22 protein-coding genes and 1 pseudogene are annotated in these 22,685 nt (G+C 71.1%); 9 read left to right on the top strand and 14 right to left on the bottom strand.

The window, feature by feature from the left end:
* Positions 1 to 148: pseudogene (locus ABZU25_RS30570) on the top strand (phytochelatin synthase); the annotation flags it as partial.
* A gap of 360 nt (positions 149 to 508) precedes the next feature.
* On the opposite strand, the gene ABZU25_RS30565 reads toward ABZU25_RS30570, so the two are convergent.
* Complete coding sequence (locus ABZU25_RS30565; RefSeq protein WP_355032805.1) at positions 509 to 1,171, bottom strand: DedA family protein; 663 nt, start codon at positions 1,169 to 1,171, stop codon at positions 509 to 511.
* Between the two features lie 283 nt (positions 1,172 to 1,454).
* On the opposite strand from ABZU25_RS30565, the gene ABZU25_RS30560 reads away from it, so the two are divergent.
* From ABZU25_RS30560 to ABZU25_RS30545, 4 genes are all read left to right on the top strand, one after another.
* Positions 1,455 to 4,307, top strand: a complete 2,853-nt coding sequence (locus ABZU25_RS30560) for an aconitate hydratase (RefSeq protein WP_355032804.1) — start codon at positions 1,455 to 1,457, stop codon at positions 4,305 to 4,307.
* A gap of 244 nt (positions 4,308 to 4,551) precedes the next feature.
* Positions 4,552 to 5,238: a DUF998 domain-containing protein gene (locus ABZU25_RS30555; RefSeq protein ID WP_355032803.1), complete on the top strand. Its 687-nt coding sequence runs from the start codon at positions 4,552 to 4,554 to the stop codon at positions 5,236 to 5,238.
* 67 nt (positions 5,239 to 5,305) lie between these two features.
* Positions 5,306 to 5,677: a YciI family protein gene (locus ABZU25_RS30550; protein WP_355032802.1), complete on the top strand. Its 372-nt coding sequence runs from the start codon at positions 5,306 to 5,308 to the stop codon at positions 5,675 to 5,677.
* 37 nt (positions 5,678 to 5,714) lie between these two features.
* Positions 5,715 to 6,968 (top strand): RNA polymerase sigma factor, encoded by a 1,254-nt coding sequence (locus ABZU25_RS30545; protein ID WP_355032801.1) that lies wholly within the window; start codon positions 5,715 to 5,717, stop codon positions 6,966 to 6,968.
* 150 nt (positions 6,969 to 7,118) lie between these two features.
* On the opposite strand, the gene ABZU25_RS30540 is transcribed toward ABZU25_RS30545, so the two are convergent.
* Entirely contained in the window at positions 7,119 to 7,316 is a 198-nt protein-coding gene (locus ABZU25_RS30540) for a hypothetical protein (RefSeq protein WP_355032800.1), read from the bottom strand.
* Between the two features lie 362 nt (positions 7,317 to 7,678).
* Here ABZU25_RS30540 and ABZU25_RS30535 point away from each other — a divergent pair, with 362 nt between their 5' ends.
* The gene (locus ABZU25_RS30535) at positions 7,679 to 8,446 is read left to right on the top strand and encodes a helix-turn-helix transcriptional regulator (protein WP_355032799.1); all 768 of its coding nucleotides are present in this window, start codon (positions 7,679 to 7,681) and stop codon (positions 8,444 to 8,446) included.
* Positions 8,437 to 8,625 carry a DUF397 domain-containing protein gene (locus ABZU25_RS30530; protein WP_355032798.1) on the top strand — a complete coding sequence of 63 codons (189 nt, stop codon included), beginning with the start codon at positions 8,437 to 8,439 and terminating at the stop codon, positions 8,623 to 8,625. The genes ABZU25_RS30535 and ABZU25_RS30530 overlap by 10 nt, the downstream gene beginning before the upstream one ends.
* A gap of 163 nt (positions 8,626 to 8,788) precedes the next feature.
* Here the strand turns inward: ABZU25_RS30530 and ABZU25_RS30525 are convergent, their stop codons facing one another.
* From ABZU25_RS30525 to ABZU25_RS30485, 9 genes are all read right to left on the bottom strand, one after another.
* Entirely contained in the window at positions 8,789 to 10,018 is a 1,230-nt protein-coding gene (locus ABZU25_RS30525) for a sigma-70 family RNA polymerase sigma factor (RefSeq protein WP_355032797.1), read from the bottom strand.
* A 29-nt stretch (positions 10,019 to 10,047) separates the two neighbouring features.
* Positions 10,048 to 10,383, bottom strand: a complete 336-nt coding sequence (locus ABZU25_RS30520) for a YciI family protein (RefSeq protein WP_355032796.1) — start codon at positions 10,381 to 10,383, stop codon at positions 10,048 to 10,050.
* Between the two features lie 85 nt (positions 10,384 to 10,468).
* A complete protein-coding gene (locus ABZU25_RS30515; RefSeq protein WP_355032795.1) occupies positions 10,469 to 11,080 on the bottom strand; it encodes an ATP/GTP-binding protein in 612 nt (203 codons plus the stop codon).
* Positions 11,061 to 11,447, bottom strand: a complete 387-nt coding sequence (locus ABZU25_RS30510; RefSeq protein ID WP_355032794.1) for a DUF742 domain-containing protein — start codon at positions 11,445 to 11,447, stop codon at positions 11,061 to 11,063. The genes ABZU25_RS30515 and ABZU25_RS30510 overlap by 20 nt, the downstream gene beginning before the upstream one ends.
* A 5-nt stretch (positions 11,448 to 11,452) precedes the next feature.
* Complete coding sequence (locus ABZU25_RS30505) at positions 11,453 to 11,872, bottom strand: roadblock/LC7 domain-containing protein (RefSeq protein WP_355032793.1); 420 nt, start codon at positions 11,870 to 11,872, stop codon at positions 11,453 to 11,455.
* Between the two features lie 89 nt (positions 11,873 to 11,961).
* Positions 11,962 to 14,592 (bottom strand): nitrate- and nitrite sensing domain-containing protein, encoded by a 2,631-nt coding sequence (locus ABZU25_RS30500; protein ID WP_355032792.1) that lies wholly within the window; start codon positions 14,590 to 14,592, stop codon positions 11,962 to 11,964.
* Positions 14,593 to 14,703: 111 nt separating this feature from the next.
* Positions 14,704 to 16,323 carry a prenyltransferase/squalene oxidase repeat-containing protein gene (locus ABZU25_RS30495; protein WP_355032791.1) on the bottom strand — a complete coding sequence of 540 codons (1,620 nt, stop codon included), beginning with the start codon at positions 16,321 to 16,323 and terminating at the stop codon, positions 14,704 to 14,706.
* Entirely contained in the window at positions 16,320 to 17,231 is a 912-nt protein-coding gene (locus tag ABZU25_RS30490) for a terpene synthase family protein (RefSeq protein WP_355032790.1), read from the bottom strand. The genes ABZU25_RS30495 and ABZU25_RS30490 overlap by 4 nt, the downstream gene beginning before the upstream one ends.
* The gene (locus ABZU25_RS30485; protein ID WP_355032809.1) at positions 17,228 to 18,505 is read right to left on the bottom strand and encodes a cytochrome P450; all 1,278 of its coding nucleotides are present in this window, start codon (positions 18,503 to 18,505) and stop codon (positions 17,228 to 17,230) included. The genes ABZU25_RS30490 and ABZU25_RS30485 overlap by 4 nt, the downstream gene beginning before the upstream one ends.
* 480 nt (positions 18,506 to 18,985) lie before the next feature.
* Here ABZU25_RS30485 and ABZU25_RS30480 point away from each other — a divergent pair, with 480 nt between their 5' ends.
* Positions 18,986 to 19,234: a DUF2630 family protein gene (locus ABZU25_RS30480; RefSeq protein ID WP_355032789.1), complete on the top strand. Its 249-nt coding sequence runs from the start codon at positions 18,986 to 18,988 to the stop codon at positions 19,232 to 19,234.
* Between the two features lie 41 nt (positions 19,235 to 19,275).
* Here the strand turns inward: ABZU25_RS30480 and ABZU25_RS30475 are convergent, their stop codons facing one another.
* The 3 genes from ABZU25_RS30475 to ABZU25_RS30465 form a co-directional block, all read right to left on the bottom strand.
* Entirely contained in the window at positions 19,276 to 20,208 is a 933-nt protein-coding gene (locus ABZU25_RS30475; RefSeq protein ID WP_355032788.1) for an RIO1 family regulatory kinase/ATPase, read from the bottom strand.
* A gap of 252 nt (positions 20,209 to 20,460) precedes the next feature.
* Positions 20,461 to 21,105 carry an HAD family hydrolase gene (locus ABZU25_RS30470; protein ID WP_355032787.1) on the bottom strand — a complete coding sequence of 215 codons (645 nt, stop codon included), beginning with the start codon at positions 21,103 to 21,105 and terminating at the stop codon, positions 20,461 to 20,463.
* 65 nt (positions 21,106 to 21,170) lie between these two features.
* Positions 21,171 to 22,031 carry a carbon-nitrogen hydrolase family protein gene (locus tag ABZU25_RS30465; RefSeq protein ID WP_355032786.1) on the bottom strand — a complete coding sequence of 287 codons (861 nt, stop codon included), beginning with the start codon at positions 22,029 to 22,031 and terminating at the stop codon, positions 21,171 to 21,173.
* Between the two features lie 77 nt (positions 22,032 to 22,108).
* On the opposite strand from ABZU25_RS30465, the gene ABZU25_RS30460 reads away from it, so the two are divergent.
* Positions 22,109 to 22,681: a helix-turn-helix domain-containing protein gene (locus tag ABZU25_RS30460; protein ID WP_355032785.1), complete on the top strand. Its 573-nt coding sequence runs from the start codon at positions 22,109 to 22,111 to the stop codon at positions 22,679 to 22,681.
* The last annotated feature ends 4 nt before the right edge of the window (positions 22,682 to 22,685 follow it).

Below are 22,685 nucleotides of genomic sequence, written 5' to 3'. Positions count from 1 at the left end.
CGGGCACTACATCAGCGTCGTCGGTTACCGGGACAACGGCACCACCGTCACGATCGCCGACTCCGCCGACCCCAACACCGCCTCCTACCAGATCAGCATCGACCACCTCGCCGACTGGATCGCCACCCGCGGCTACGCCACCAGCTGACCCCCGCACCCCCGCACCCGCACCGCACCGAAGGGCCGGACCCCACCACGGGGCCCGGCCCTTTCGGCCTGCCCGGGTCAGGTCCGACAGCCCCTCGCCGGCACAGCCCAGCCACTACACCCAGGTCACGTTCGGCGGCCCCTCGCCGGCCCCCGGCCCAGCCACTACGCCCAGGTCACGTTCGGCGGCCCCTCGCCGGCCCCCGGCCCAGCCACTACGCCCAGGTCACGTTCGGAGGCCCCTCGCCGGCCCCGGCCCAGCCTGGCCGCGTCCGGAGGCCCATCGCCGGCGCAGCCCAGCCTCCACCCCCAGGCCACGTTCGGAGTGATGCTCGCAGGGCAGCTCCGGCCGGCCAGCGGCTCAGCCAGCCCGCAAGCCCACGGAGTCCACCGGCTCAACGTCCACCGCCGGCTCGGCAGCCTCCATGCGGTGCGCGCGTCGGCGCAGCCACCAGGTGCTGCCGAGCCCGGCGAGCACCGCGAGGACCAGGCCGGCCCACGAGATGTCCTTCAGCCAGTGTTCGGCAGCCCGACCAACCGAGTAGAGCAGGTACGTCGTGCCGAAGGCCCAGACCAGCCCACCGGCGGCGTTGGCCACCAGGAACCGGCGGTACGGCACGCGCAGCGCCCCGGCGAGCGGGCCGGCCAGGATTCGCAGCAGCGCCACGAAGCGGCCGAAGAACACCGCCCAGACGCCGTGGCGGGCGAAGCTCTGCTCGGCGCGGACGAGTTGGGCGGGACCGAGATGACGGGGGAAGCGCCGGCCCAGTCGGACCAGCAGTGGTCGACCACCGCGCCGGCCTACCGCGTACCCGATGGAGTCGCCGACGATCGCACCGGTGGCCGCGGCGGTGGCCACCCACCCCGGTTCGACCACGCCGGTGGCGGCGAGCAGTGCGGAACTGACCAGGACGATCTCACCTGGCAGGGGGATGCCCATGCTCTCCACGCCGATAACCCCGCTGACCAGCAGGTACACCGCGATCGGTGGCAGCGACACGAGCCAGTGCTGGACGTCGAACACGTTGACCCCTTCTCCGATCGGGGCTCGAACCCTACCCGTGGCCGTTCGGCGCGTCGGGTCCCCCGACCCTGAGGTCAACGGCGAAGGCGACACCGTGAGTGCGCCACCGCACCACCCGCAAGGCGTCCTAGGAGGCTAGGGGTAAGGGTGGCGCCCGGGTTGCGCAACTAGCAAGACGGACGTACGGTTTTGTTGAGAGCGGAATCGGCGGTAAGTGTCACCTAACCTCGGCGGCGCCCCGACCGGTGCGACAGACTGCTCAGGACTACTCACGGTCGCTGGTGTGAAGGAGTACGACGTGGCGAGCCTCGACACCTTCGGTGCGAAGACCCAGCTACGCGTCGGAGACGCGAGCTACGAGATTTTCAAGATTGACAAGGTGGACGGCCACGCGCGGCTGCCGTACAGCCTGAAGATCCTGCTGGAGAACCTGCTGCGGACCGAGGACGGCGCGAACATCACCGCCGACCACATTCGCCAGCTCGGCGGGTGGGACTCCACCGCCGCCCCGAGCGTCGAAATCCAGTTCACCCCGGCGCGGGTGCTCATGCAGGACTTCACCGGCGTGCCCTGCGTGGTCGACCTGGCCACCATGCGCGAGGCCGTGCGTGACCTGGGCGGCGACGCCAGCAAGGTCAACCCCCTCGCGCCGGCCGAGTTGGTCATCGACCACTCGGTGATCGCCGACCTGTTCGGCCGCGAGGACGCGTTCGCCCGCAACGTCGAGCTGGAGTACGAGCGCAACAAGGAGCGCTACCAGTTCCTGCGCTGGGGCCAGACCGCGTTCAACGAGTTCAAGGTCGTCCCGCCGGGCACCGGCATCGTGCACCAGGTCAACATCGAGTACCTGGCCCGCACCATCATGGAGCGCGGCGGCCAGGCGTACCCGGACACCGTGGTCGGCACCGACTCGCACACCACGATGGTCAACGGCCTGGGCGTGCTGGGCTGGGGCGTCGGCGGCATCGAGGCCGAGGCCGCGATGCTCGGCCAGCCGGTCAGCATGCTGATCCCCCGGGTGGTGGGCTTCAAGCTCTCCGGCGAGATGCCGGCCGGCACCACCGCCACCGACCTGGTGCTGACCATCACCGAGATGCTGCGCAAGCACGGCGTGGTCGGCAAGTTCGTCGAGTTCTACGGCCCCGGCGTGAGCGCCGTGCCGCTTGCCAACCGGGCCACCATCGGCAACATGTCCCCGGAGTACGGCTCCACCGTGGCGATCTTCCCGATCGACGCGGAGACGATCCGCTACCTGGAGCTGACCGGCCGCGACGCCGCGCAGGTCGCGCTCGTCGAGGCGTACGCCAAGGAGCAGGGCCTCTGGCACGACCCGAACCACGAGCCGGAGTACTCGGAGCGCCTGGAGCTGGACCTCGGCACCATCGAGCCGTCGCTCGCCGGCCCGAAGCGCCCGCAGGACCGGGTGCCGCTGGGCAGCGCCAAGACGCTGTTCCGCTCCGCGCTTACCGACTACGTGGCCGACGACTCGGTCGGTGAGCGCGACCTCAAGCCGAGCGTGGCGCGCGAGGAGTTGCCGCGCGGCGCCAACGGCCCGGCCGACGAGGCCAGCGCCGAGTCCTTCCCGGCCAGCGACCCGCCCGCCAACGAGTTCAGTGACCCGGCCGACGAGCCGCGCGACCTGGACACCGCGGCGGCCGGCTCCGGCGGTCGGGCCAGCAACCCGGTCCGGGTCACCGGTGCCGACGGCGTCGAGTACGAGCTGGACCACGGCGCCGTGGTGATCGCCGCGATCACCTCCTGCACCAACACGTCCAACCCGCAGGTGATGATCGGTGCCGCGCTGCTGGCCCGGAACGCCGTCGACAAGGGCCTGAGCCGCAAGCCGTGGGTGAAGACCACCCTGGCGCCCGGCTCGAAGGTCGTCATGGACTACTACGAGCGGGCCGGCCTCACGCCGTATCTGGACAAGCTCGGCTTCAACCTGGTCGGCTACGGCTGCACCACCTGCATCGGCAACTCGGGCCCGCTGCCCGAGGAGGTGTCCGCCGCGGTCAACGAGCACGACCTGTCGGTCGTCTCGGTGCTGTCGGGCAACCGGAACTTCGAAGGCCGGATCAACCCGGACGTCAAGATGAACTACCTGGCGTCCCCGCCGCTGGTGGTCGCGTACGCACTCGCCGGCACGATGGACATCGACCTGGCCAACGAGCCGATCGGTGAGGACACCGAGGGCAACCCGGTCTACCTGCGCGAGATCTGGCCGAACAGCGCCGAGATCCAGGACGTCATCGCTCAGGCGATCGGCGCGACCGGGTTCAGTGCCGCGTACGCCGATGTCTTCACCGGCGACGAGCGGTGGCAGTCCCTGCCCACCCCGACCGGCGACACCTTCGCCTGGGAGAGCGACTCCACCTACGTGCGCAAGCCCCCGTACTTCGAGGGCATGCAGCAGGAGCCGAGCCCGGTCGTGGACATCGCCGGCGCCCGGGTGCTGGCCAAGCTGGGTGACTCGGTGACCACCGACCACATCTCGCCGGCCGGCGCGATCAAGGTCGACTCCCCGGCCGGCACGTACCTCGCCGAGCACGGCGTGCCGCGCCACGAGTTCAACTCGTACGGTTCCCGGCGGGGCAACCACGAGGTGATGATCCGGGGCACGTTCGCCAACATCCGGCTGCGCAACCAGCTGGTTCCCGGGGTGGAGGGTGGCTTCACCGTCAACCACCTCACCGGTGAGCAGACCTCGATCTACGACGCCTCCGTGGCCTACCAGGAGGCGGGCATTCCGCTGGTCGTGCTGGCCGGCAAGGAGTACGGTTCGGGCTCGTCGCGGGACTGGGCGGCCAAGGGCACGATGCTGCTGGGTGTGCGGGCGGTCATCGCCGAGTCGTACGAGCGGATCCACCGCTCCAACCTGATCGGCATGGGCGTGCTGCCGTTGCAGTTCCCGGTGGATGTCACCGCCGAGTCGCTCGGTCTCACCGGCACGGAGACGTTCACCGTCACCGGGGTGACCGCCCTCAACGACGGGGACACCCCGCGCACCGTGCGGGTCAGCACCGACACCGGCGTGGAGTTCGACGCGGTGGTGCGGATCGACACCCCGGGTGAGGCGGACTACTACCGGCACGGCGGCATCCTGCAGTACGTGCTGCGCCGCATGATCGCCAACTGACGTACCGACGTCACCAGGCTCCTTCCCGCCTCGGCGGGAGGGAGCCTGCGTCGTTTCCGGGTCGATTTCCCTGCCACGCCCCGGCCGAGATACAAGAACCGCGCCCCGGGGCGCCCATGCATCCACGGTCCGCCGACATCCAGCACTGCAAAAAAAACTGGGGCGAGCTGTCGAAGTGGGGTCCGGTCGTTCGAGGGAGTGGTGAAGGGCCGGACAAGCCGACCCACCGCGAAGGGCAACGACGATGACCAAGCAGATGACCACCACCACGTCGGCCGCGACGACCTGCGACCCGGCGGTCCGGGTCACGAAATCCCTGCTGGCCTACGGCGTCATCGCCGGCCCACTGTATGTCGCGGTGTCTCTGATCGAGGTGTTCACCCGGGCTGGTTTCGACCCGACGCGGCACGCGTGGAGCATGCTCAGCAACGGCGACCGCGGTTGGATTCACATCACGAACTTCCTGGTGAGCGGCCTGATGACCATCGCGTTCGCGGCCGGGCTGCGTCGGGTGCTGGGGACCGGGGCCGGGGCGCGCTGGGCACCGAGGCTCATCGGCGGGTACGGCGTGAGCCTGATCGCCGCCGGTCTGCTGCGCGCGGACCCGGGGTTGGGTTTCCCGGTCGGCACCCCGGACGGCCCTGGCACGATCAGCTGGCACGGCTACGGTCACTTCGCTGCCGGTGCCATCGGGTTCAGTTGCCTGATCGCTGCGTGTTTCGTGCTGGCCCGCCGCTTCACGGCCGAAGGCGCTGCCGGTTGCGCCTGGTCCTCGCGGGTCGTCGGCGTGGTGTTCGCCGCCAGCTTCCTGGGTTTGACCGCCGGTGCTGGCGCGTCCTGGAGCCTGCTCGCCTTCACTGGCGCGGTGCTGCTGGTTTCCGGTTGGCAGGCGGCCGTCGCGGTCAATCGCTACCGGCGCGCGTCGCACTGATTCAGCTCATCCGATGGACACTCGTTCCGATCCCACCCGCACTGAATACGACCAAGAGGAGAAGGCAATGCGTTATCTGGTGATTCTCAAGGCAGCCCAGCCCGACAGCCCGCCGCCCGCAGAGCTGATGGAGGCCATCGCGAAGCTCGGCATGGACGCGACGAACGCCGGCGTGATGCTCGACATGGGCGGTCTGGCTCCCACCGTGAACAGCGCCCGGATCGACGTCACCGCCGGCGGGCTCAGCGTCGTTGACGGTCCTTTCGCCGAAGCCAAGGAGCTGATCAGCTACGTGGTGTACGACGTCCGCTCCAAGGCGGAGGCTGTCGAGTGGGCCGGCCGGTTCATGCGCCTGCACCGGGACCTGTGGCAGGGCTGGGAAGGCGAGGCTGAAGTCTCCCGGGTCTTCGGGCCGGAGGACTTCGCACCCCAGGGATGAGCAGGCGAGGACCTCGATGGTGGTTGGATCGGTAGCCATGGCGGCTACCGATCCACATCGCGTTGTCGAGGCGGTCTGGCGGATCGAGGCGGCTCAACTCATCGCGAGTCTGACCCGGATCGTGCGCGACGTCGGCCTGGCCGAGGAGATCGCCCAGGACACCCTCGTCATCGCGCTGGAGCAGTGGCCGACGCAGGGCGTACCGCGAGATCCAGGGCCGTGGCTGATGGCCACCGCCAAGCATCGGGCGATCGACCTGGTCCGGCGCAGAGTCCGGTACGGCGAGAAGCTCGCGGAGATCGGCCGGGACCTGGAGATCGCCCCGGTCGACGAGCAGGAGGCCGTGGACGACGCGTTGGACGATCACGTCGGCGACGACCTGCTGCGGCTGATCTTCATTTCCTGCCACCCGGTGCTGTCGACGGAGGCGCGTACCGCGCTCGCCCTGCGGGTGCTCGGTGGCCTGACCACCGAGGAGATCGCCAGGGCCTTCCTCGTCGCCGAGCCGACTGTTGGGCAACGGATCGTGCGGGCCAAACGCACCCTGGCCGCCAAACGGGTGCCGTTCGAGCTCCCGCCACCGGGTCAGCTCGCCCAGCGGCTGACCTCGGTCCTGGAAGTTCTCTACCTGGTCTTCAACGAGGGATACTCGGCGACCGCCGGCGAGGACTGGATGCGACCGGACCTCTGCCGGGAGGCGTTGCGGCTGGGCCGAGTCCTGGCCGGGCTGATGCCGGATCAGGCCGAGGTGCACGGGCTGGTGGCGCTGATGGAAATCCAGTCGTCGCGAACGTGGGCGCGCACCGACGAGGCCGGAGCGGCAATTCTGCTCGGCGACCAGGACCGGGCCCGCTGGGACCGACTGCTGATCCGGCGTGGCCTCGCGGCACTGGCCCGGGCCCAGGAGATCGGCGGCGCGCTCGGACCGTTCGTGTTGCAGGCCGAGATCGCCGCCTGTCACGCTCGGGCCCGGTCGGCACAGGAGACCGACTGGTCGCGAATCGCGGCGCTCTACCTGGTGCTGTCCTACGTCTGGCCGTCGCCGGTCGCCGAGTTGAATCGGGCGGTCGCGGTGGGAATGGCCCAGGGAGCGGCCGAGGGTTTGGACATTGCCGACAAGGTGCAGACGAGTGGCGCGCTGGATCAGTACCCGCTGCTCCCCGCCGTACGAGCTGATCTCCTGGCGAGGCTCGGCCGGACTGCCGAGTCCCGGCAGGAGTACGCGCGGGCCGCCGCGCTGACCCGCAACGCCAAAGAACGGGAGATCTTCCGGGCGAAGTCGGAGGGCTAACGAGTGCCGTTTTGCGGGCCGCGTCGTGCGCGGCGATGACGCTCGGCGGCAGTGACTTCTGGTGTTTGCGCGGCTTGGGCTTCGGTGTGATCACCACGCCGGCGGTGTCGGCGCCCAAGCCCTGGTAGCCGGCGTCGGCGAGGACCTGAACTAACGCAGCCGGAGTGCGACAGCGCGGGCCTCCTCGTCGGTCAGCGGCAGGAACCAGAGGAAGCGGCGGACGATGGCGACCGGATCGGGTCCGCCCGGCTGGCCGCGCAGGTCGCGGATCGCCCGCCGGGTGATCCGCGAGAACTCGGGAATCATGGTGGCGCGGCGGGCGGCGTCCGTCGGTGTCGCTCGCAGCACCGGGCAGGGCCAGTCCCGCCCGCAGGCGTCGCACGTCCACAGAGGTCCGGCGGCGGTGTGCGCGACCGGCGGGCCGCACCGGGGACGCCAGCGTGTTTCGGGTACGACGTTCGCCGCGCGACCGGGACCATGGTGTGGAGGAGCAGGTGGCGCGTTCGGGCGGCGCGCGCTCGGACGCGGCAGGTTCGGCCTGACCGGCGACGGGCCGACGGTCGGCTTCGGACGTTTCCGGGGCTTGTCCTCGCACATTCTGCGCTCCTCCTCGACGCTGCCCATCCCGCAGCCTGCCGAGGGTTGCCAAGCAATTACACCGCGTAGAAGTATTGCCTTCTGACGTCTGGAACGTTTTGGGAGGGCCGGAGATGAATCGAGCCGTACAGGCGGCGATGGTCGAGCGAGGCTACACAGCCGACACTCTCGCTGCTCAGATTGGTGTCGATCCGAAGACGGCGGCGAAGTGGGCGAGCCGGGATCGGATTCCCCAGACGCGGCATCGCGCGCGGGTCGCCGAACTGCTGGGCCGGGACGTCGACGAGCTGTGGCCGGAAGCGCTGAAGCGCCGGACGCCGGCCTGGTTCCGGCCCTGGGCCGAGATCGAGCGCGAGGCAGTCTCGCTGCGGTGGTTCGAGCTGGCGTGGATCCCTGGTCTCTTTCAGACCAAGGCGTACGCTCTGGCAACGCTGGTCGGTGAGGCGTTGACACCGGCCGAGGCCGACAATCTCGCCGAGGCGCGGCTGAGCCGGCAGGCCATCCTGCGGCGCGAACGCCCGCCGCTCATCGTCGCGGTCCTCGACGAGGGAATCCTCCGGCGGACCCTCGACGGCGACCGGGCCATGATGCGTGAGCAGTGCGAGCGGCTGGCCGAGCAGGCCGCGCTGCCCAACGTGTCAGTGTTCGTGGTGCCCGCCGACGTCGGCATGTACACGGGCCTGGGTGGGCCGTTCACCGTGGCGGAAATGCCGGACGGGGCGCGGGTCGCCCACGTCGACAGCCAGGCACAAGCGCAGCTCATCGACAAGACCGCCGGCCTTGCTACCCTGGACCGACGGTGGGAACGCATTCGCGACGGAGCCCTGTCCCGTGCGCAGTCCCTCAATCTCATCAGAGAAGCGGCAGCATCATGGACCTGACCGGCGCTCGGTGGCGCAAGAGCAGCAAGAGTGGCAACAATGGCGGAAACTGCGTCGAGGTGGCCGACAACCTTGCCGGCGTCATCGGCGTACGTGACTCCAAGGACCCGGCCGGTCCGGCGCTCGCCTTCGACCCGGCGGCCTGGACCCGATTCCTGGCGTCGGTCAAGCGCGGCTGAGTCTCTGAGAGGTTTCCGGCGCGGCCCAGGCCGCGTCACGCTCCGAAGTTGAAATCTTGGACACTTTCCGTTTTCAGCTAACGGAAAGTGTCCAAGATTCACCCTGCCAGCTCTCCGACCGGCGTCGCCGGCACGGCCGGACCATGACGCACAAGAGCCACCCCTACCTGGCGAGTTCGGCCGCCCGGTCGAGTAACGCGCGACGTTCCGCGGCCGAGCCGACCGCCGCCGCAGCCTCCCGGAACAGGGTGGCGGCTCGCAGCCGGTCGCCCTGGCGGGCAACCAGATCGGCCCGCACGGCCACGGCGAGCGGGTTACCGGCCAACCCTCCCCCGGCGTGTGCCGCGTCGAGCAGGCCCAACCCGGCGGCCGGGCCGTACGCGTAGCCGTGCGCGACAGCGCGGTTGAGCGCGACCACCGGTGAGGGTCGGATGCCGACCAGCGCGTCGTAGGCCCGCGCGATCGCCAGCCAGTCGGTCGATTCGGCAGACGTCGCGGTGGCGTGGCAGGCGGCGATCCGGGCCTGCCAGGCGTACGGCCCGTCGTGGCGTACCCGGTCGAGGGCGGCCAGGCCCTCGGCGATGCCGGCGCGGTCCCACCGGCGGCGGTCCTGCCGCTCCAGGGTGAGCAGGTTGCCGGCGGCGTCGCGGCGGGCGTCGCGACGGGAGTGCTGGAACAGGAACAGCGCGAGCAGCGCTGTCACCTCGGACTGCCCCGGCATCAGCCGGTCGAGCAACCCAGCCAGCCGGACCGCCTCGTCGGCGAAGGCCGGCTCACCGTCGGCGACGTAGCCCCTGGTGAACAGCAGGTACAGCACGGCGAGGACGCCGGGTAGCCGCTCGGTCAGCGCCGGCCCGGCCGGCACCCGGTACGGGATGCCGGCCTGCGCGATGCGGGTCCGGGCCCGGGTCAGCCGTCGGGTCATCGTCGACTCGCTGACCAGCAGGAGTCGGGCGATGTCTGCGGTCGGCACACCGCAGACGGTTCGCAACGTCAACGCCACCCGGGCGTCGAGAGCCAGCGCCGGGTGGCAGCAGGTGAAAATCAGGCGCAGTCGGTCGTCCACCACGTCCTGCCGCACCTCGGGCTGCGCCGGGGCCGGCGTGAGGACCGCCAGGTCGTGCAGCTTACGGCGCTCCACTGTGGCCCGACGCAGCACGTCGAGCGCCCGGTTACGGGCCACTGTCATCAGCCAGCCACCCGGGTTGACCGGCACACCGTCACCGGGCCAGCGCTCCAGAGCGACGGCCAACGCCTCCTGAGCGCAGTCCTCGGCCAACGCCCAGTCCCCGGTCACCCGGATCAGGGTCGCGACGATCCGGGGGTACGCCTCGACGCTGGCGGCGGCGACGGCCTCCGCCGCCGCCGCGCCGGCCGGTGCCGGGGTACGCATCGGCCGGCGCCGCGGTGTGGGCAACTCCGTCAGTCGGGCAGGTTCGCGAACGGGCGCAGTTCCAGTCGCCCTTCGCGGGCCATCGGGTGGGCACGCGCCACCTCGATCGCCTCGTCCAGGTCGGCGCAGTCGAGCAGGTCGAAGCCCACGATCACCTCGGTGGTTTCCGCGAACGGGCCCTCGGAGACGAGCAGCTCACCCTCGCGGACACGGACGGTGGTGGCCGCGCTGGTCGGCCCCAGCACGTTGCCGGTCAGGCGGCGGCCATGGGAGTCGTTCTCCGCCACCCACTTGTGGATGTCGGGTAGCTCGGTGGGGTCGGTGTCCGGCTCGGTGTCGCTGCACACGAACATCATGTACTTCATCTGGTCGCTCCCTGGTCTCTCGGGGTGTCGCCAGCATGACGATCGGCCGACAGCGTTCCGGACACCCTCCCCCGAAAAAACCCGATCAGTTTCCGTTGGCGGCGCGGCGGCGGGCCTCGCGGGTCTTCATAGCGTGCTCCATCAACGTGACGAGCACCTCCTTGCTCGACTCGCGCTGCCGGGCGTCGCAGAGCAGCACCGGCACCCCCGGGTCCAGGTTCAACGCGGCCTGCACCTCGTCGAGCCGGTAGTTTCGGGAACCCTCGAAACAGTTCACCGCGACCACGAAGGGCGTGCCCCGGCCCTCGAAGTAGTCGATCGACGGGAAGCAGTCGGCGAGGCGGCGGGTGTCGGCCAGCACGACCGCGCCGATGGCGCCCAACGCCAGCTCGTCCCAGACGAACCAGAACCGGTCCTGGCCGGGCGTACCGAACAGGTACAGCACCAGGTCGTCGCTGATGGTGATCCGGCCGAAGTCCATGGCCACGGTGGTGGTGGTCTTACCCTCCACCCCGGACAGGTCGTCGATGCCGACCCCCGACTCCGTCAGCACCTCCTCGGTGCGCAACGGCCGGGTCTCGCTGACCGCACCGACCATGGTCGTCTTGCCCACGCCGAAGCCGCCAGCGACCAGGATCTTGATCGCGGTGGGCAGTGGGGTCGCTCCCGCCGGCCGGTCAGAGTGCCCGTAGTCCATTGATTACCGCCTCGAAGATGCTGTTGTCGGGAAGGCCGGCCGTGGTCTGCGGCTCGCGTACCTGCACCAGGCTGCGAGCCGCCAAGTCACCGAGGAGCACCCGGATGGTGCCCACCGGCAGGTCGAGATGAGCGGCGATCTCGGCGACGGACTGTATGCGTTGGCACAGCCCGACGATCGCCAGGTGCTCCGGACCGAGACCAACCTCGGGCGTTACCTCGGCTCGGGTCGCGGTGACCAGGGAGATCAGGTCGAAGGTGCCGGTGATCGGTCGGGCCCGCCCGCGCGTCATCGCGTACGGGCGCACCACCGGACCCGCATGGTCATCCACCCACTGATGGTCTGCGGACTCCCCCTGGACCGTCATCACCGCTACCTCTCGCCGGCCGGCTGCTCGGTGCGGGACGGCGACGCGACGTACTTGCCGACGCGGGTGACAAGCATCGCCATCTCGTAGGCGATCAGCCCGACGTCGGCGTCCTCGCTGGCCAGCACCGCCAGGCAGGCGTTACGGCCGGCCGCGGTGACGAACAGGAACGACGACTGCATCTCGATGATGGTCTGCTGCACCTGCCCGCCACCGAAGCGCTTACCAGCGCCCCGGGCCAGGCTCTGGATGCCGGCCGCCATCGCGGCGAGATGCTCGCCGTCGTCCCGGCTCAACCCCTGGGAGGAAGCCATCAACAGACCGTCGGTGGAGAGCGCGACCGCGTGCTCGGCCTGCTTCACCCGGCCCACCAGGTCATCCAGCAACCACGTCAGGTCGGCACTCGAAGCCGTCTTCTGCGCCACTTCGTCGTCCTCTTCTCGCCCGGCTCATGCGCCGTACTCGTCTCGGGCTGACCGTCACTTCGTGCGAAGACCGCGTCCGCGGCGGCCGGTCAGGTAGCGGTGGGGTCCTCGTCAGTAGGCTCGGACGCTCCCGTCGGCGGAGCACCGGGCGCGCCGCCGAGCAGTCGCGCCGCGTCGGTACGACCTCGCCGGGTGCCGGTCTGGTACGAACTCATCATGCGGCGCACCTGCTCCGGCGGACGTACCACGTCGTCGTCGTCGTCGGTCTCGCTGGCCGCCGGGTCGTCGCGCAACTCGGGGACGATGTTCGCCTGCCGAACCCGGACCGGCAGGCCCGAGTCGGTCCGGTCGGCCTCGGCCCCGGCGGGCACCGGCCCGCCGTGGACAACGGGCTCGACGGCGCTGTCTGCTCGCTGGGAACGGTCGGTGGCGGGCTCGACGGCGCTGTCCGCCCGCCGGGAAGCGTCGACCGCGGGTAGGCCGGTGGGCACCGTGGGGGCCTCCAGGGCGGGTTGTCCCAGACCACGCCGGGCACGGATCGGCAACTCCGGCGTGTCGGTGGCCGGCGTCGTTCGCTGTCGGGTGGGCAGGCTGGCCTCCGCGAGGCTCCCGTCGCCCTGCTGCGTCGAGGTGCTGTCCGCGGCCAGCGGCGCCTGCTCCACCGGATCCATGCCCGGTGCCGACGAGCCCGGTACGTGCGGCGCGGTGGCCAGCGCGACCGGCGCGAGGATGGCCGGACGGCTGCTGTTGTCGGCGTCGAAGGCAGCAGTGCCGCTCGCCGTCGACGGCAGCGCGATGGCCGAGGATCCGGCCCGCATCTCGCCGGAGTTCTCCGAGCCCGCGCCCGTCTCGGCGACCAGCTCCCGCGGAATCAGCACGACCGCTGTCGTGCCGCCGTACGCCGATTCCTTGAGCCGGACCCGTACGCCGTGCCGCTCGGTCAGTCGGCTCACCACGTAGAGCCCGAGCCGGGCGGCGTTGGCGAGGTTCAGCTCGGACTGGTCGACGATGCGGTGGTTGGCCGCGGCCAGGTCCTCGTCGCTCATGCCGAGGCCCCGGTCCTCGATCTCCAGGGCGAACCCGTTGGCCACCAACTGACCGCGGATTTCCACAGTGGTGTGCGGTGGTGAGAACGACAGGCCGTTCTCGATCAGCTCGGCGAGCAGGTGGATGATGTCGCCGACCGCGCGACCGGCGAGCGAGACCGGCCCGAGTGGCAACACGTTGACCCGCGTGTAGTCCTCCACCTCGGCGACCGCGCCGCGCACCACGTCGACCATCGGCACGCTGCGCCGCCACGCCCGGCCCGGGGTGGAGCCGGAGAGCACGATCAGGTTCTCCGCGTTGCGCCGCATCCGGGTGGCCAGGTGGTCGACCCGGAACAGGTCCTCAAGTTCTTCCGCGTCGTGCTCGCGCCGCTCCATCGCGTCGAGCAGGGTGAGCTGGCGGTGCACCAACGCCTGGGTACGTCGGGCCAGGCTGAGGAAGACCTCGCGGACGTTGCGCCGCAGTTCGGCCTGCTCGACGGCGGTGCGGATCGCGGTCTCCTGGACCACGTTGAAGGCCTTGCCGACCTGGCCGATCTCGTCGGTGCCGAATTCCAGAGGTGGCGCCTCGGCGGCCACGTCGACCTCTTCGCCGCGACCGAGCCGCTCGACCACGCCGGGCAGCCGCTCGTTGGCGAGCAGGAAGGCGGCCCCGCGCAGCCGTTCCAGTTGCCGTACCAGGGCGCGGGCCGTGGTGATGGACACGATGATCGACGCGATGACGGCGAGCAGACCGAGGCCGGTGGCCAGCGCCAACCGGACGACGACGCCGACGGCGACCGGGGTGGCCCGGTCGACGACGCCGTCACCACCGGCGAGTACGACCGCACTGATCTCGGTCAGCGCCGGGCCGGTGGTGTCGCTCCACTCCGTCGGGGTGACCGAGGGGCGGCCGGCGCCGGCGCCCTGCATGACCTGGGTCTCCAGGACGCCCAGCCGGCTGAAGGTGGCGCCCGTCGACATCGTCTCGTAGCGGCCCTGGTCGCTGGCGGGGAGCCGGACCAGCGCCGAGGAGGCGGCGAACTGTCGGGCGCCGATGATCCGGGTGAACTCCGCCCGCTCGGGCGCGGTGATCCGCCCGGCGGCCAGCACACCGGCCAGCAGCGCGTCCTCCTGGGACAGCAGTTCCCGGGACCGGTTCAGGCCGATCAGCGCGGCGGTGTCCTCGGCGACCTGATCGTCGTCGAGGTTGCCGAGCGCGTCGTACACCCGGTAGATCGACTCGATCACCCCGGTGAAGGTCGCGATGGCCCCGGCTCGGTCGATGCTCCGCTCGTCGACAGCGGTGCGGGTCTTGTCCAGCTCGTCCAGGCCGGTGACGAGGGCCGTGATCCGCTGTTCGAGGGCGTCGCTGCCCAGCGTGCCGACCTGCCAGTCCTCTGTGGAGGCGGTGAACTTCGCGGCCAACTCGTCGGTGCGCTGCCGCAGTTGGGCCAGCGTGGCGCGCTGCGCCTCGTCGGGCCGCCCGAGGTAGGTCAGCGACGCCCGGCGCTCCGACTGCAACTGCAACAGCAGCGGCTCGGTGGGATCGAAGACCTTGCTGTCCAGCGTCTGCACACCGAGCAGGTTGACCCCGTCCCGGACGGTGACCCAGGCGGTGAAGCCCCAGAGCGCGACGAGCGAGACGAGTAGAGCAACGACCTTGGTACGCAGATTCGTACTGCGGGAACCCATTACACCGTCCCTGGCGCGGCCTGTGTGATTGATCAGTCAGAAATGCGTCGTGCACGCATCGACCCCGGCGCACGCTAGCAGCGTCCGGGGCCAATGCTCAAGCGCCGCGGATCATGTGACCGCCGTACGGGGTCGCAATTGTGGCCGGTCCAGGTCGCTGACCAGGTCGGATCTGGCAATTGCCAATTGCCGGACGGCGAGTATGGCCGCCCGGACGATCAGCAGGGGCGCGTAGAGATCCTTGTCGTGCCACAATGGAGGGTGCTCGTGCTGATCGTCCACTTCGGTGAGATGACGCAATCCCCTACCGATCGCCTCCGCCACCCCCGGTCGCGCCGGTCGACGCACCCCGAGCAGCACGTGCAGGGCGTACGCGGTCTCCTCCGCGGTGCCTGCCCAGCGCCCCCAGGCCCCGTCCGCCCGTTGGGTCGCGACCAACCAGTCGAAGGCGCGGTCCACCGCCGGTTCGGCGATGTCGGCCGGCGCGTACCGGTCGAGGGCTGTCACCGCGCACGAGGTGGCGTAGTACGGCGACGCGTGCCAGCGGTCGGCCCAGGATCCGTCGGGCTGTTGCTCGTCGCCCAGCCACCCGGCCAACGCGGCCACCCGGCCGGCGTAGCGGTTCGCCCCCGCCGACGTGTGCCGGGCATGCCAGCCGAGTGCCTCCAGCACGTGCGCGTTCGTGGTGACCGACCGACCGTCCTCCCCCCGCCAGGTGCAGAAGTGGGTGCCGAGGTCGTAGTGGAGCAGGCTCGCCGGGTCCACCGGGTGACCGAGGCGGGCGAGAACGTAGAGGGTGACCGAGGTGGTGTCCGCGTCGGCCGGCAGCCCCGGCCCGGTCGGCGCGCCCTGCGGCCCGAGCGCGGCGACCAGCTCGGCGATGAGCTTCGGCGCGGGCCGGACCGGCACCCCCGCTCGGGCCAGATTGCTCAGCGTCCAGGCCCGCTCGAAGACGGTGATCGGCGTACAGCAGGGCACCGGCCCGTCGAGCGGGCCGACAGCCGCCCGCAGGTAGGCCAGCGCCTCCGGGTCGGCGCCGGGCGCCGCCGGGTCACCGACCCAGGCGGCGGTGGCTGCCGGCGACGCGCCGATGGCCCCGGCGACCGGGGACACGCCGCCGTGCCGGTACGCGACCGGCCCGAGCACCTCGAAGGCGTGCACGAGTTTCTGCGGCACCGGACGTCCGCTGGCCATCAGTGCGTGTACCGCGTCGAGCCGTCGCGGGTCCACGCCGGGCAGGGCAGCGAGCCCGTCGGCGAACCGCCGATCGCCGCGTGCGGCGAAGAACGTGAGGTGGTCGTTGATCCGCCGCACCAGGGCCGGCACGATGAGGTCGGCCGCCGGTGTGTCCGGCAGCGGCGTGCCCCGGCCGAGCCAGTCGGTGAGCACACCCAACCCGCGGCCGGCCGCGGTGGCCAGCCCGTTCGGGCCGACGGCCGGACTGCCGCGCAGCGTGCCGAGCAGCGCCTCCACCGCGCTCACCGTCGGCACCACGGCATACCCGCCGGCGCCACCCCAACCGCCGTCGGAGCGCTGGGCGTCCAGCAGATACCGCAGCCGTCGGTCATGACCGGTGAGCCACGGGGCGTCGGCGACGACCCGGCCGGTCTCGTACACCGACGGGGTGACCCGGCCTGCCGGTTCGAGCACCATGGCGGCGAGCAGTTCCCGGGCCGACGCGGCCACCGCCGACTCGTTGCGGGCACTGGCGGCGGCCGGTACGGCGCTCACGACACGCCCCAGAAGTCGGTCGACCGGTAGAAGCCCGAGCTGAAGCCGATCTGACGGGCGAGGTAGTCGGCCTGCACCGGGCAGGTGGCGCGCAGCGGGTCGAGCAGCTCGCGGGCGTACGCCACCAGGTCGGTGATCCGGCGCTCCACGACGGCCCGCTCCGGCACCAACATCAACGCGTTGAGGTCCCCCCACCGCTTGTCGCGTTCGTAGCTGGCCAGGTCGTTGACGAGTCGGAGGATCCGCTGCACCTGGTCACTGGCCGCGACGAGCGCGTCGAGGTGGGCCAACGTGGCGGCGTCGTCGGAGTTGATCCAGTGCACGACGTTGACGACCGTGCAGGCGAGGTTCGCCGCATTGGCCAGGTACTCGTCGAGGGTGGGCAGCACGCCGGCGTCGGCGGCCTGCTTCCAGTCCCACTCCCGCGCCATGGCGTCGAACATCGTCCGCAACTCGGTGCGCCACACCACCCCGTGGGTCGCGTACGCCGGCACGGCGGCCAGTTCGTCCCGCAACTCGGCGAGGAAACGGCCCAGCGAGTCGTCGGCCGCCGGCCGCCCGCCCTCGGCCACCGCGAGGCAGCCCGCCGTCAACCCGTCGATCTCGGCACGGGTGCGCGCCTCGTGGTCGACGAGCCAGTCGACCGCGAAGCCCCAGAGCACGGCCCGGTTCGTGACGCGCAACTGGTCGAGGTCACACCAGGGCGCCCCGAACGCGATCGCCATCGCGACGTTGCCGAACAGCGCCGGGTCGAACGGTCGCGCCGGGAAGAGATCGGGGTACGCCGCCGCACGCTCGGCCAGGTCACGCTGGCCCTTCGCGGCGAGGGCACAGATCCGGCCCTGCTCGGCGGCCAGCGCCATCTGGTCGCCACCGGTTTCCGGCGGCGACGCGAGCCCGGTGGTCATGCGGAGACGCTCCGCACCGGCCGCAGGGTCACCTCGACACGCTCAAGGGGGCGCAGCGCGGCAGCCACCTTGATTCCGGGCAGAGCCTGCCGTTGCAGGCTGAACCGGAAGCGGCTCAGCACGGTGGCCACGATCAGCATCGCTTCCAGGTAGAACAGGTGCATGCCGATGCACTGGTGCGGGCCACCGCCGAAGGGGAAGTGCGCGTACCGGTGCCGGTCTCGAACCTGCTCCGGGTCGAAGCGGTCGGGGTCGAAGACCTCGGGCCGGTCCCAGAACGCGGACATCCGGTGGGTGATCAGCGGGCTGACCACCAGCGTGGCGCCGGCCTCGATCCGTACCCCGCCGATCACGTCGGCCTCCACCGCGCGGCGCGGGAAGAGCCAGCCGATGGGATAGAGCCGCAGCAGTTCGTCGAGCACCTGCCGGGTGTAGCGCAGCTCGCGCAGGTGCTCGCGTCGCACCGGCGCGTCACCGACCACCCGATCGATCTCCTCGTACAGTCGCTCGGCGATCTGCTCGTCCTGGGCGATGTGCGGCCAGAGCCAGGTCAGTACGCTGATCGTGGTCTCGGTCGTGGTGGCGACCATGGAGACGGTGTCGTTGCGGACCTGTCGCTCGTCGAGCCGCCCACCTGCCTCGGTGCGCCCCCGCCACAACGTGGAGATGATGTCGTCGCCGTCGGTCTCGGCCGTCTCCCGGGCTGCTCGGACGATCGGGAGCAGGGTGTCGTCGATGAGTTGGACGGCGTTACGGAACGCTTTGTCGCCGGGCATCGGCATGGCCAACGGCGCCCACGGCACCATCAGCCGCGGCATCACCGACCAGGCGATGGCGTCCTGCGCCTCCATGATGCGCATCGCCTGCGGCACCGAGATCTTGTCGGCGAAGAAGACCCGCATGATCGCCGAGCAGACGATCTGGGCCTGCACGGTGCCCATGTCGACGGGCTGGCCGGCGCGGGCCGGCTCGTCCAGGTCGTCGACGGCGTCTTCGATCGCCTCGGCCAGCCGGTCCACCAGGGAGTCGACCCGTCGAGCGGTGAACAGCGGCTGGAGGACGTGGCGGCTGTTCTTCCAGTAGTCGCCGTCGCTGAGGATGCCGTCGCCGAACAACCGCTTCAGGGGACGCCACTGGAGACCGTCGCCGGCGCGGACGTAGTTGTCGGACTTCTCGCGCAGAACCCGCTGCAGGTGCTCCGGCCGGGTGACCAGGTAGGGCCGAAACGCACCGAGGCTGAGTTTCACCACCTCGCCCTGCGACCGCTCGCCCATCTCGACCAGGGTGCGGGCCGGATCGCGGAACAGGTTGGGCACCACGTGGCGTAGCGGGATCGAGCCCGCTCGTCGTGGCTGAACCGGCACTGTGTGAGGCGCTACCACGGGAACCGACCCTCCCTTGTGAATACTCGGTGTCGCCGAACGATTATGCGGAGTTAGATATTCGTGGAGCATGCCACCGCTCGGCCGTCTTCATCTAGGCGCAGTACGTGAAATTTTCACGCGCAAGGATTACGCCACCGCAGGATCGAGGCGCTGGGAAGTGCGCATACCACGGATCCCGCAGGTGGCGGCAGTCTTGACCACCAGTCGGCATCTGGGATCTTCGATAGTGATGAACATCACTCATTGGCGACCCGTCGGTCCGCCCGACCGGTGGCCGGCTCCGCTTCGCCTGAGCGGCGCACTGCCGCGCCGACCCGGCGGAACGACCGAATCCGGGCGATGCCCGGCCCCCTGTGCCAGGCTCTTGTCATGGACGACAAGACCATCCTGAACCGGATCACCGAGCTGGTCGACGAGGAACACAAGCTGCGGGGGGATGCCCAGGCCCACGAGGCGGGCACCGAGGGTGAGGCCAGCGAGCGGCTACGCGCCCTGGAGGAGTCCCTCGACCAGTGTTGGGACCTGCTGCGCCGCAGGCGGGCCGCCCGGGACACCCACGGCGACCCGGACGCGCAGGGCGAACGACCCAAGCCCGAGGTGGAGCGCTACCTCCAGTAACCGCGGCGGGTCGGGCGGCCCGGCCGCCCGACCCGCTCCGATCAGCGCAGCCCCGCCTCGCGCAGCAGCTCTCCGGTCAACGTGCCGGGGTCGACCCGCTCGGCGGGCAGACCGCGGGCCGCGAACCAGCTGCCGACCACCCGCACGTCACGGGCCAGGAACTCCGGCCCCTGCGGGTTCGCCACCACGTCGACCACCTGCGGCAGGTCGATCACCACAAGTCGACCCTGGTGCACGAGCAGGTTGTACGGCGACAGGTCGCCGTGCGCGTAGCCGGCCCGGGCCAGCACCCGCAGCGCCTCCACCAGCTGGGACCACAGGTCGCGCAGCTCGGCCGGACCGGGTCGCAGCTGGGCCAGCCGCGGCGCCGCCTCCCCCGACTCGGCGTCACCGACGAACTCCAGCATCAGCTCGGTGCCCCGCAGCTGCACCGGGTACGGCACGGCGATCCGGTCGTGCCCGGCGCTGATCTCCCAGAGCCGGGCCAGGGCGGCGAACTCGGCCGCGGCCCACTGCCCGGCGATCATCTGCCGGCCGAACGCCGTCCGGCCCGCCATGGCCCGGTTCTCCCGGGAGCGGCGCACCCGGCGACCCTCCAGATAGCCGGCGTCCCGGTGGAAAAGGCGGTGCTCGGGGTCGCGGTAGCGCTTGACCGCCAGCAGACAGGACCGGTCGGTGTCGGGCACGGCCCGGCGGACCAGGTGGACGTCCGCCTCCTTGCCGGTCTTCAGCACACCCAACTCGGTGTCCTTGGCGGCCAACTCGGTGATCAGCCAGCCCGGGTGCGGCTGGGGACCGTGGACGGCGTCATCCCAGGACGACCAGCGTTCGCCGGTGTCCGGGTCACTGTCGCGGTCCGGGTCTGCGGGCGGCTCGGTGTGCCGCCCGCGCTTCAGAAACTGCGGTTCGTCGTCGTCGAAGCGACTCTTGCCGCGGCTCCGGTGCTCAAGCGCCGGAAGGTCGTGATCGCGCACTGTGGTGAGGTTCCCTTGGTCGAGGCTGAGAAGGGCAGCTGGAAGCGACCTGCGAAGACGGCCATGACCGACCCCCTTTTCCCTCGACCGGGCACACGCCCGGGATGCACCATGCGCCGACAATGCTCGCCGCAACGCGTCAGCCGGTCAACCGAATTACCGCAGCCCCACGCCGGCGCAGCGCAGGCGGCGCGGCGCGAAGGTCAGCGGGCGGCCCGGCGCGAAGGTCAGCGGGGTCTCGCGGCGCGAAGGTCAGCGGGCGAGGATGGTGGCGACGGCGGCGATCAGGCCGTCCGCGGTGCGGCTGGGCGCGAACCGGACGTCCGACCAGGTGCGCCCCCGGTGCAGCCAGACGCTGGGCAGCCCGACCGCGGCGGCGCCACCGATGTCCGCCTCCGGGCTGTCGCCGACCACCCAGGCGCCGCGCAGCGGCATCCGTACCCGCTGGGCGGCGAGCGCGAAGATCCTCGGGTTGGGCTTGCTGACCCCGGCTTCCTCGGAGATCACCCAGTCCGCGACGTAGCGGTCCAGGCCGGTCCTGCGAATCTTGGCGTCGTCGACCCGTACCGTGCCGTTGCAGACCACCACCGGCACCCAGCCGGCGTCGTCGGCGATCCGCAGCGCGCAGGCCGTCAGCGGGTCGAGCCGGGTCTGCGCCACCACCCCGTCGTGCAGCTCCTCCACCAGATCGATCGAGGGGATGCGCAGCTCGTAGCGGTCCCGGATGGCGTCGGCGAGATCCCAACGGTCGGTCAACCCGTCGGCGTCGATCGAGATCAGCCAGTCGATGTCGGTGGGGGGCGCGCCGATGCCGTCCAGGAAGCGCTCACCCCAGCGGCGGAACGGCCCGGCCCGGTCCAGCAGGGTGTTGTCCAGGTCCAGCAGGAGCAGTGGCACTCGGGCACCCTACGGGACCGACGTGTCCGCCAACAGGTGCAGCGGGTACCGACCTGACGATGTGCTCAGCCGGACATCGACGACCGAGGGCCGCCCTGGTCCGCAAGCCGATCGGCGAGCATCGAATGGGCCGACCGGGTGGCCGCGAGCACGCTCGGGTCCAGCGTCGCCACCAGCACCGCCGTGCCGTCGTCGGCACCCCGGTCCAGCACCCGTCCCTGCGGGTCGTAGATGGCCGCGCCGCCGTTGAACCGCCACGGGTCGACGCCGCCGACCGCGTTGGCGAAGACCACGAACATCGTGTTGTCCAGGGCTCGCGCGGCGTAGTAGAGGTCCCGGCGGTGCTCGGAGCCGGCCAGGTAACCGCTGGGGCACAGGTAACCGTGTGCGCCGTCGAGGGCGGCGGCCCGGCCGTGCTCGGGGAAACAACCGTCGTAGCAGATGCCGAGGCCGAGCCGCCAGTCGTCGACGAGCAGCGTGGCGCCCCGGTCGCCGGCGCTGAACAGCTCGCGCTCGTCGCCCCACAGCTGCTGCTTGTCGTAGCCGACCCGGACCGCGCCGGCCCGGTCGACCACCAGCGCGGCGATGGTCCGCCGGCCGTCCGGGTGCCGGACGGCGGCGCCGACCAGCACTGTGACGCCGGCCTCGCGCGCCGCGGCGCGCAGCGGGTCGAGCCGGGGATCCGCGACGCCACCGGCCGGATCGGCCGTGACGTCCGTGCCGGCCGGGTCGGCGGCGAGGGTCGGCGGGTGGTACGCGCAGAGGAACAGCTCCGGCAGGACGGCCACCCGCGCGCCCAGGTCGGCGGCCCGGCGAACCAGGTCGGCGGCGGCGACCGCGTTTCCGGCGACGTCTCCCGGCGTGGGCGTGGCCTGGATGGCGGCCACGGTCAGCGGGGCGGTGGGCACGGTGCGGGGCAGGGTCACCGGGCGATGGTAGTCGGCGACATTCCAAGCCGTACGTACGGTTTGCATGCCCCGAGGTGACCTGCGACGATCGTCGCGTGCCCAGAGTAAGCCAGGACCAGCTCGACGCGCGCCGGCAGGAGATCCTCACCGCCGCACGGGCGTGTTTCGCCCGGCTCGGCTACGAGGGAGCGACAGTACGCCGCCTTGAGGAGGCCACCGGCCTGTCCCGTGGTGCGATCTTCCACCACTTCCGCGACAAGGACTCACTCTTCCTGGCCGTCGCCGAGGACGATGCCGCGGCCATGGTGGAGACGGTGGCCCGAAACGGGCTGGTGCAGGTGATGCGCGACCTGCTCGCCCGCGCCGTCTCCCCCGACACCACCGGCTGGCTGGGCAGTCAGCTGGAGGTCTCCCGCCGGCTGCGCACGGACCCGGCGTTCGCCAAGCGCTGGGCCGAGCGGTCGGCCGCGATCGCCGAGGCGACCCGCGACCGGTTGGCCCGCCAGCGCGACGCCGGGGTGCTGCGCGAGGACGTCCCGATCGACGTGCTGGCCCAGTTCCTGGAGCTGGCCTACGACGGCCTGGTGCTGCACCTGGCGATGGGCCGACCGGCCGGAGACCTGGGCCCGGTGCTCGACCTGGTCGAGGAGGCCGTTCGCCGCCGTTGACCAC

Origin of the sequence: Micromonospora sp. NPDC005215 (assembly GCF_040607915.1) — a bacterium.
In the GTDB taxonomy this organism is placed as follows: domain Bacteria; phylum Actinomycetota; class Actinomycetes; order Mycobacteriales; family Micromonosporaceae; genus Micromonospora.
Note: the sequence above shows the minus strand (reverse complement) of the source record. Positions and strands in the feature narration are given on the sequence as shown.

Coding starts and splice junctions, on each gene's coding strand:
- ABZU25_RS30490 (WP_355032790.1), bottom strand. CDS start 17,231: ATGACCACCGGGCTCGCGTCGCCGCCGGAAACCGGTGGCGACCAGATG.
- ABZU25_RS30520 (WP_355032796.1), bottom strand. CDS start 10,383: ATGAAGTACATGATGTTCGTGTGCAGCGACACCGAGCCGGACACCGAC.
- ABZU25_RS30500 (WP_355032792.1), bottom strand. CDS start 14,592: ATGGGTTCCCGCAGTACGAATCTGCGTACCAAGGTCGTTGCTCTACTC.
- ABZU25_RS30525 (WP_355032797.1), bottom strand. CDS start 10,018: ATGCGTACCCCGGCACCGGCCGGCGCGGCGGCGGCGGAGGCCGTCGCC.
- ABZU25_RS30485 (WP_355032809.1), bottom strand. CDS start 18,505: ATGGGCGAGCGGTCGCAGGGCGAGGTGGTGAAACTCAGCCTCGGTGCG.
- ABZU25_RS30535 (WP_355032799.1), top strand. CDS start 7,679: ATGAATCGAGCCGTACAGGCGGCGATGGTCGAGCGAGGCTACACAGCC.
- ABZU25_RS30510 (WP_355032794.1), bottom strand. CDS start 11,447: ATGACGGTCCAGGGGGAGTCCGCAGACCATCAGTGGGTGGATGACCAT.
- ABZU25_RS30515 (WP_355032795.1), bottom strand. CDS start 11,080: ATGGACTACGGGCACTCTGACCGGCCGGCGGGAGCGACCCCACTGCCC.
- ABZU25_RS30545 (WP_355032801.1), top strand. CDS start 5,715: ATGGCGGCTACCGATCCACATCGCGTTGTCGAGGCGGTCTGGCGGATC.
- ABZU25_RS30550 (WP_355032802.1), top strand. CDS start 5,306: ATGCGTTATCTGGTGATTCTCAAGGCAGCCCAGCCCGACAGCCCGCCG.
- ABZU25_RS30555 (WP_355032803.1), top strand. CDS start 4,552: ATGACCAAGCAGATGACCACCACCACGTCGGCCGCGACGACCTGCGAC.
- ABZU25_RS30530 (WP_355032798.1), top strand. CDS start 8,437: ATGGACCTGACCGGCGCTCGGTGGCGCAAGAGCAGCAAGAGTGGCAAC.
- ABZU25_RS30480 (WP_355032789.1), top strand. CDS start 18,986: ATGGACGACAAGACCATCCTGAACCGGATCACCGAGCTGGTCGACGAG.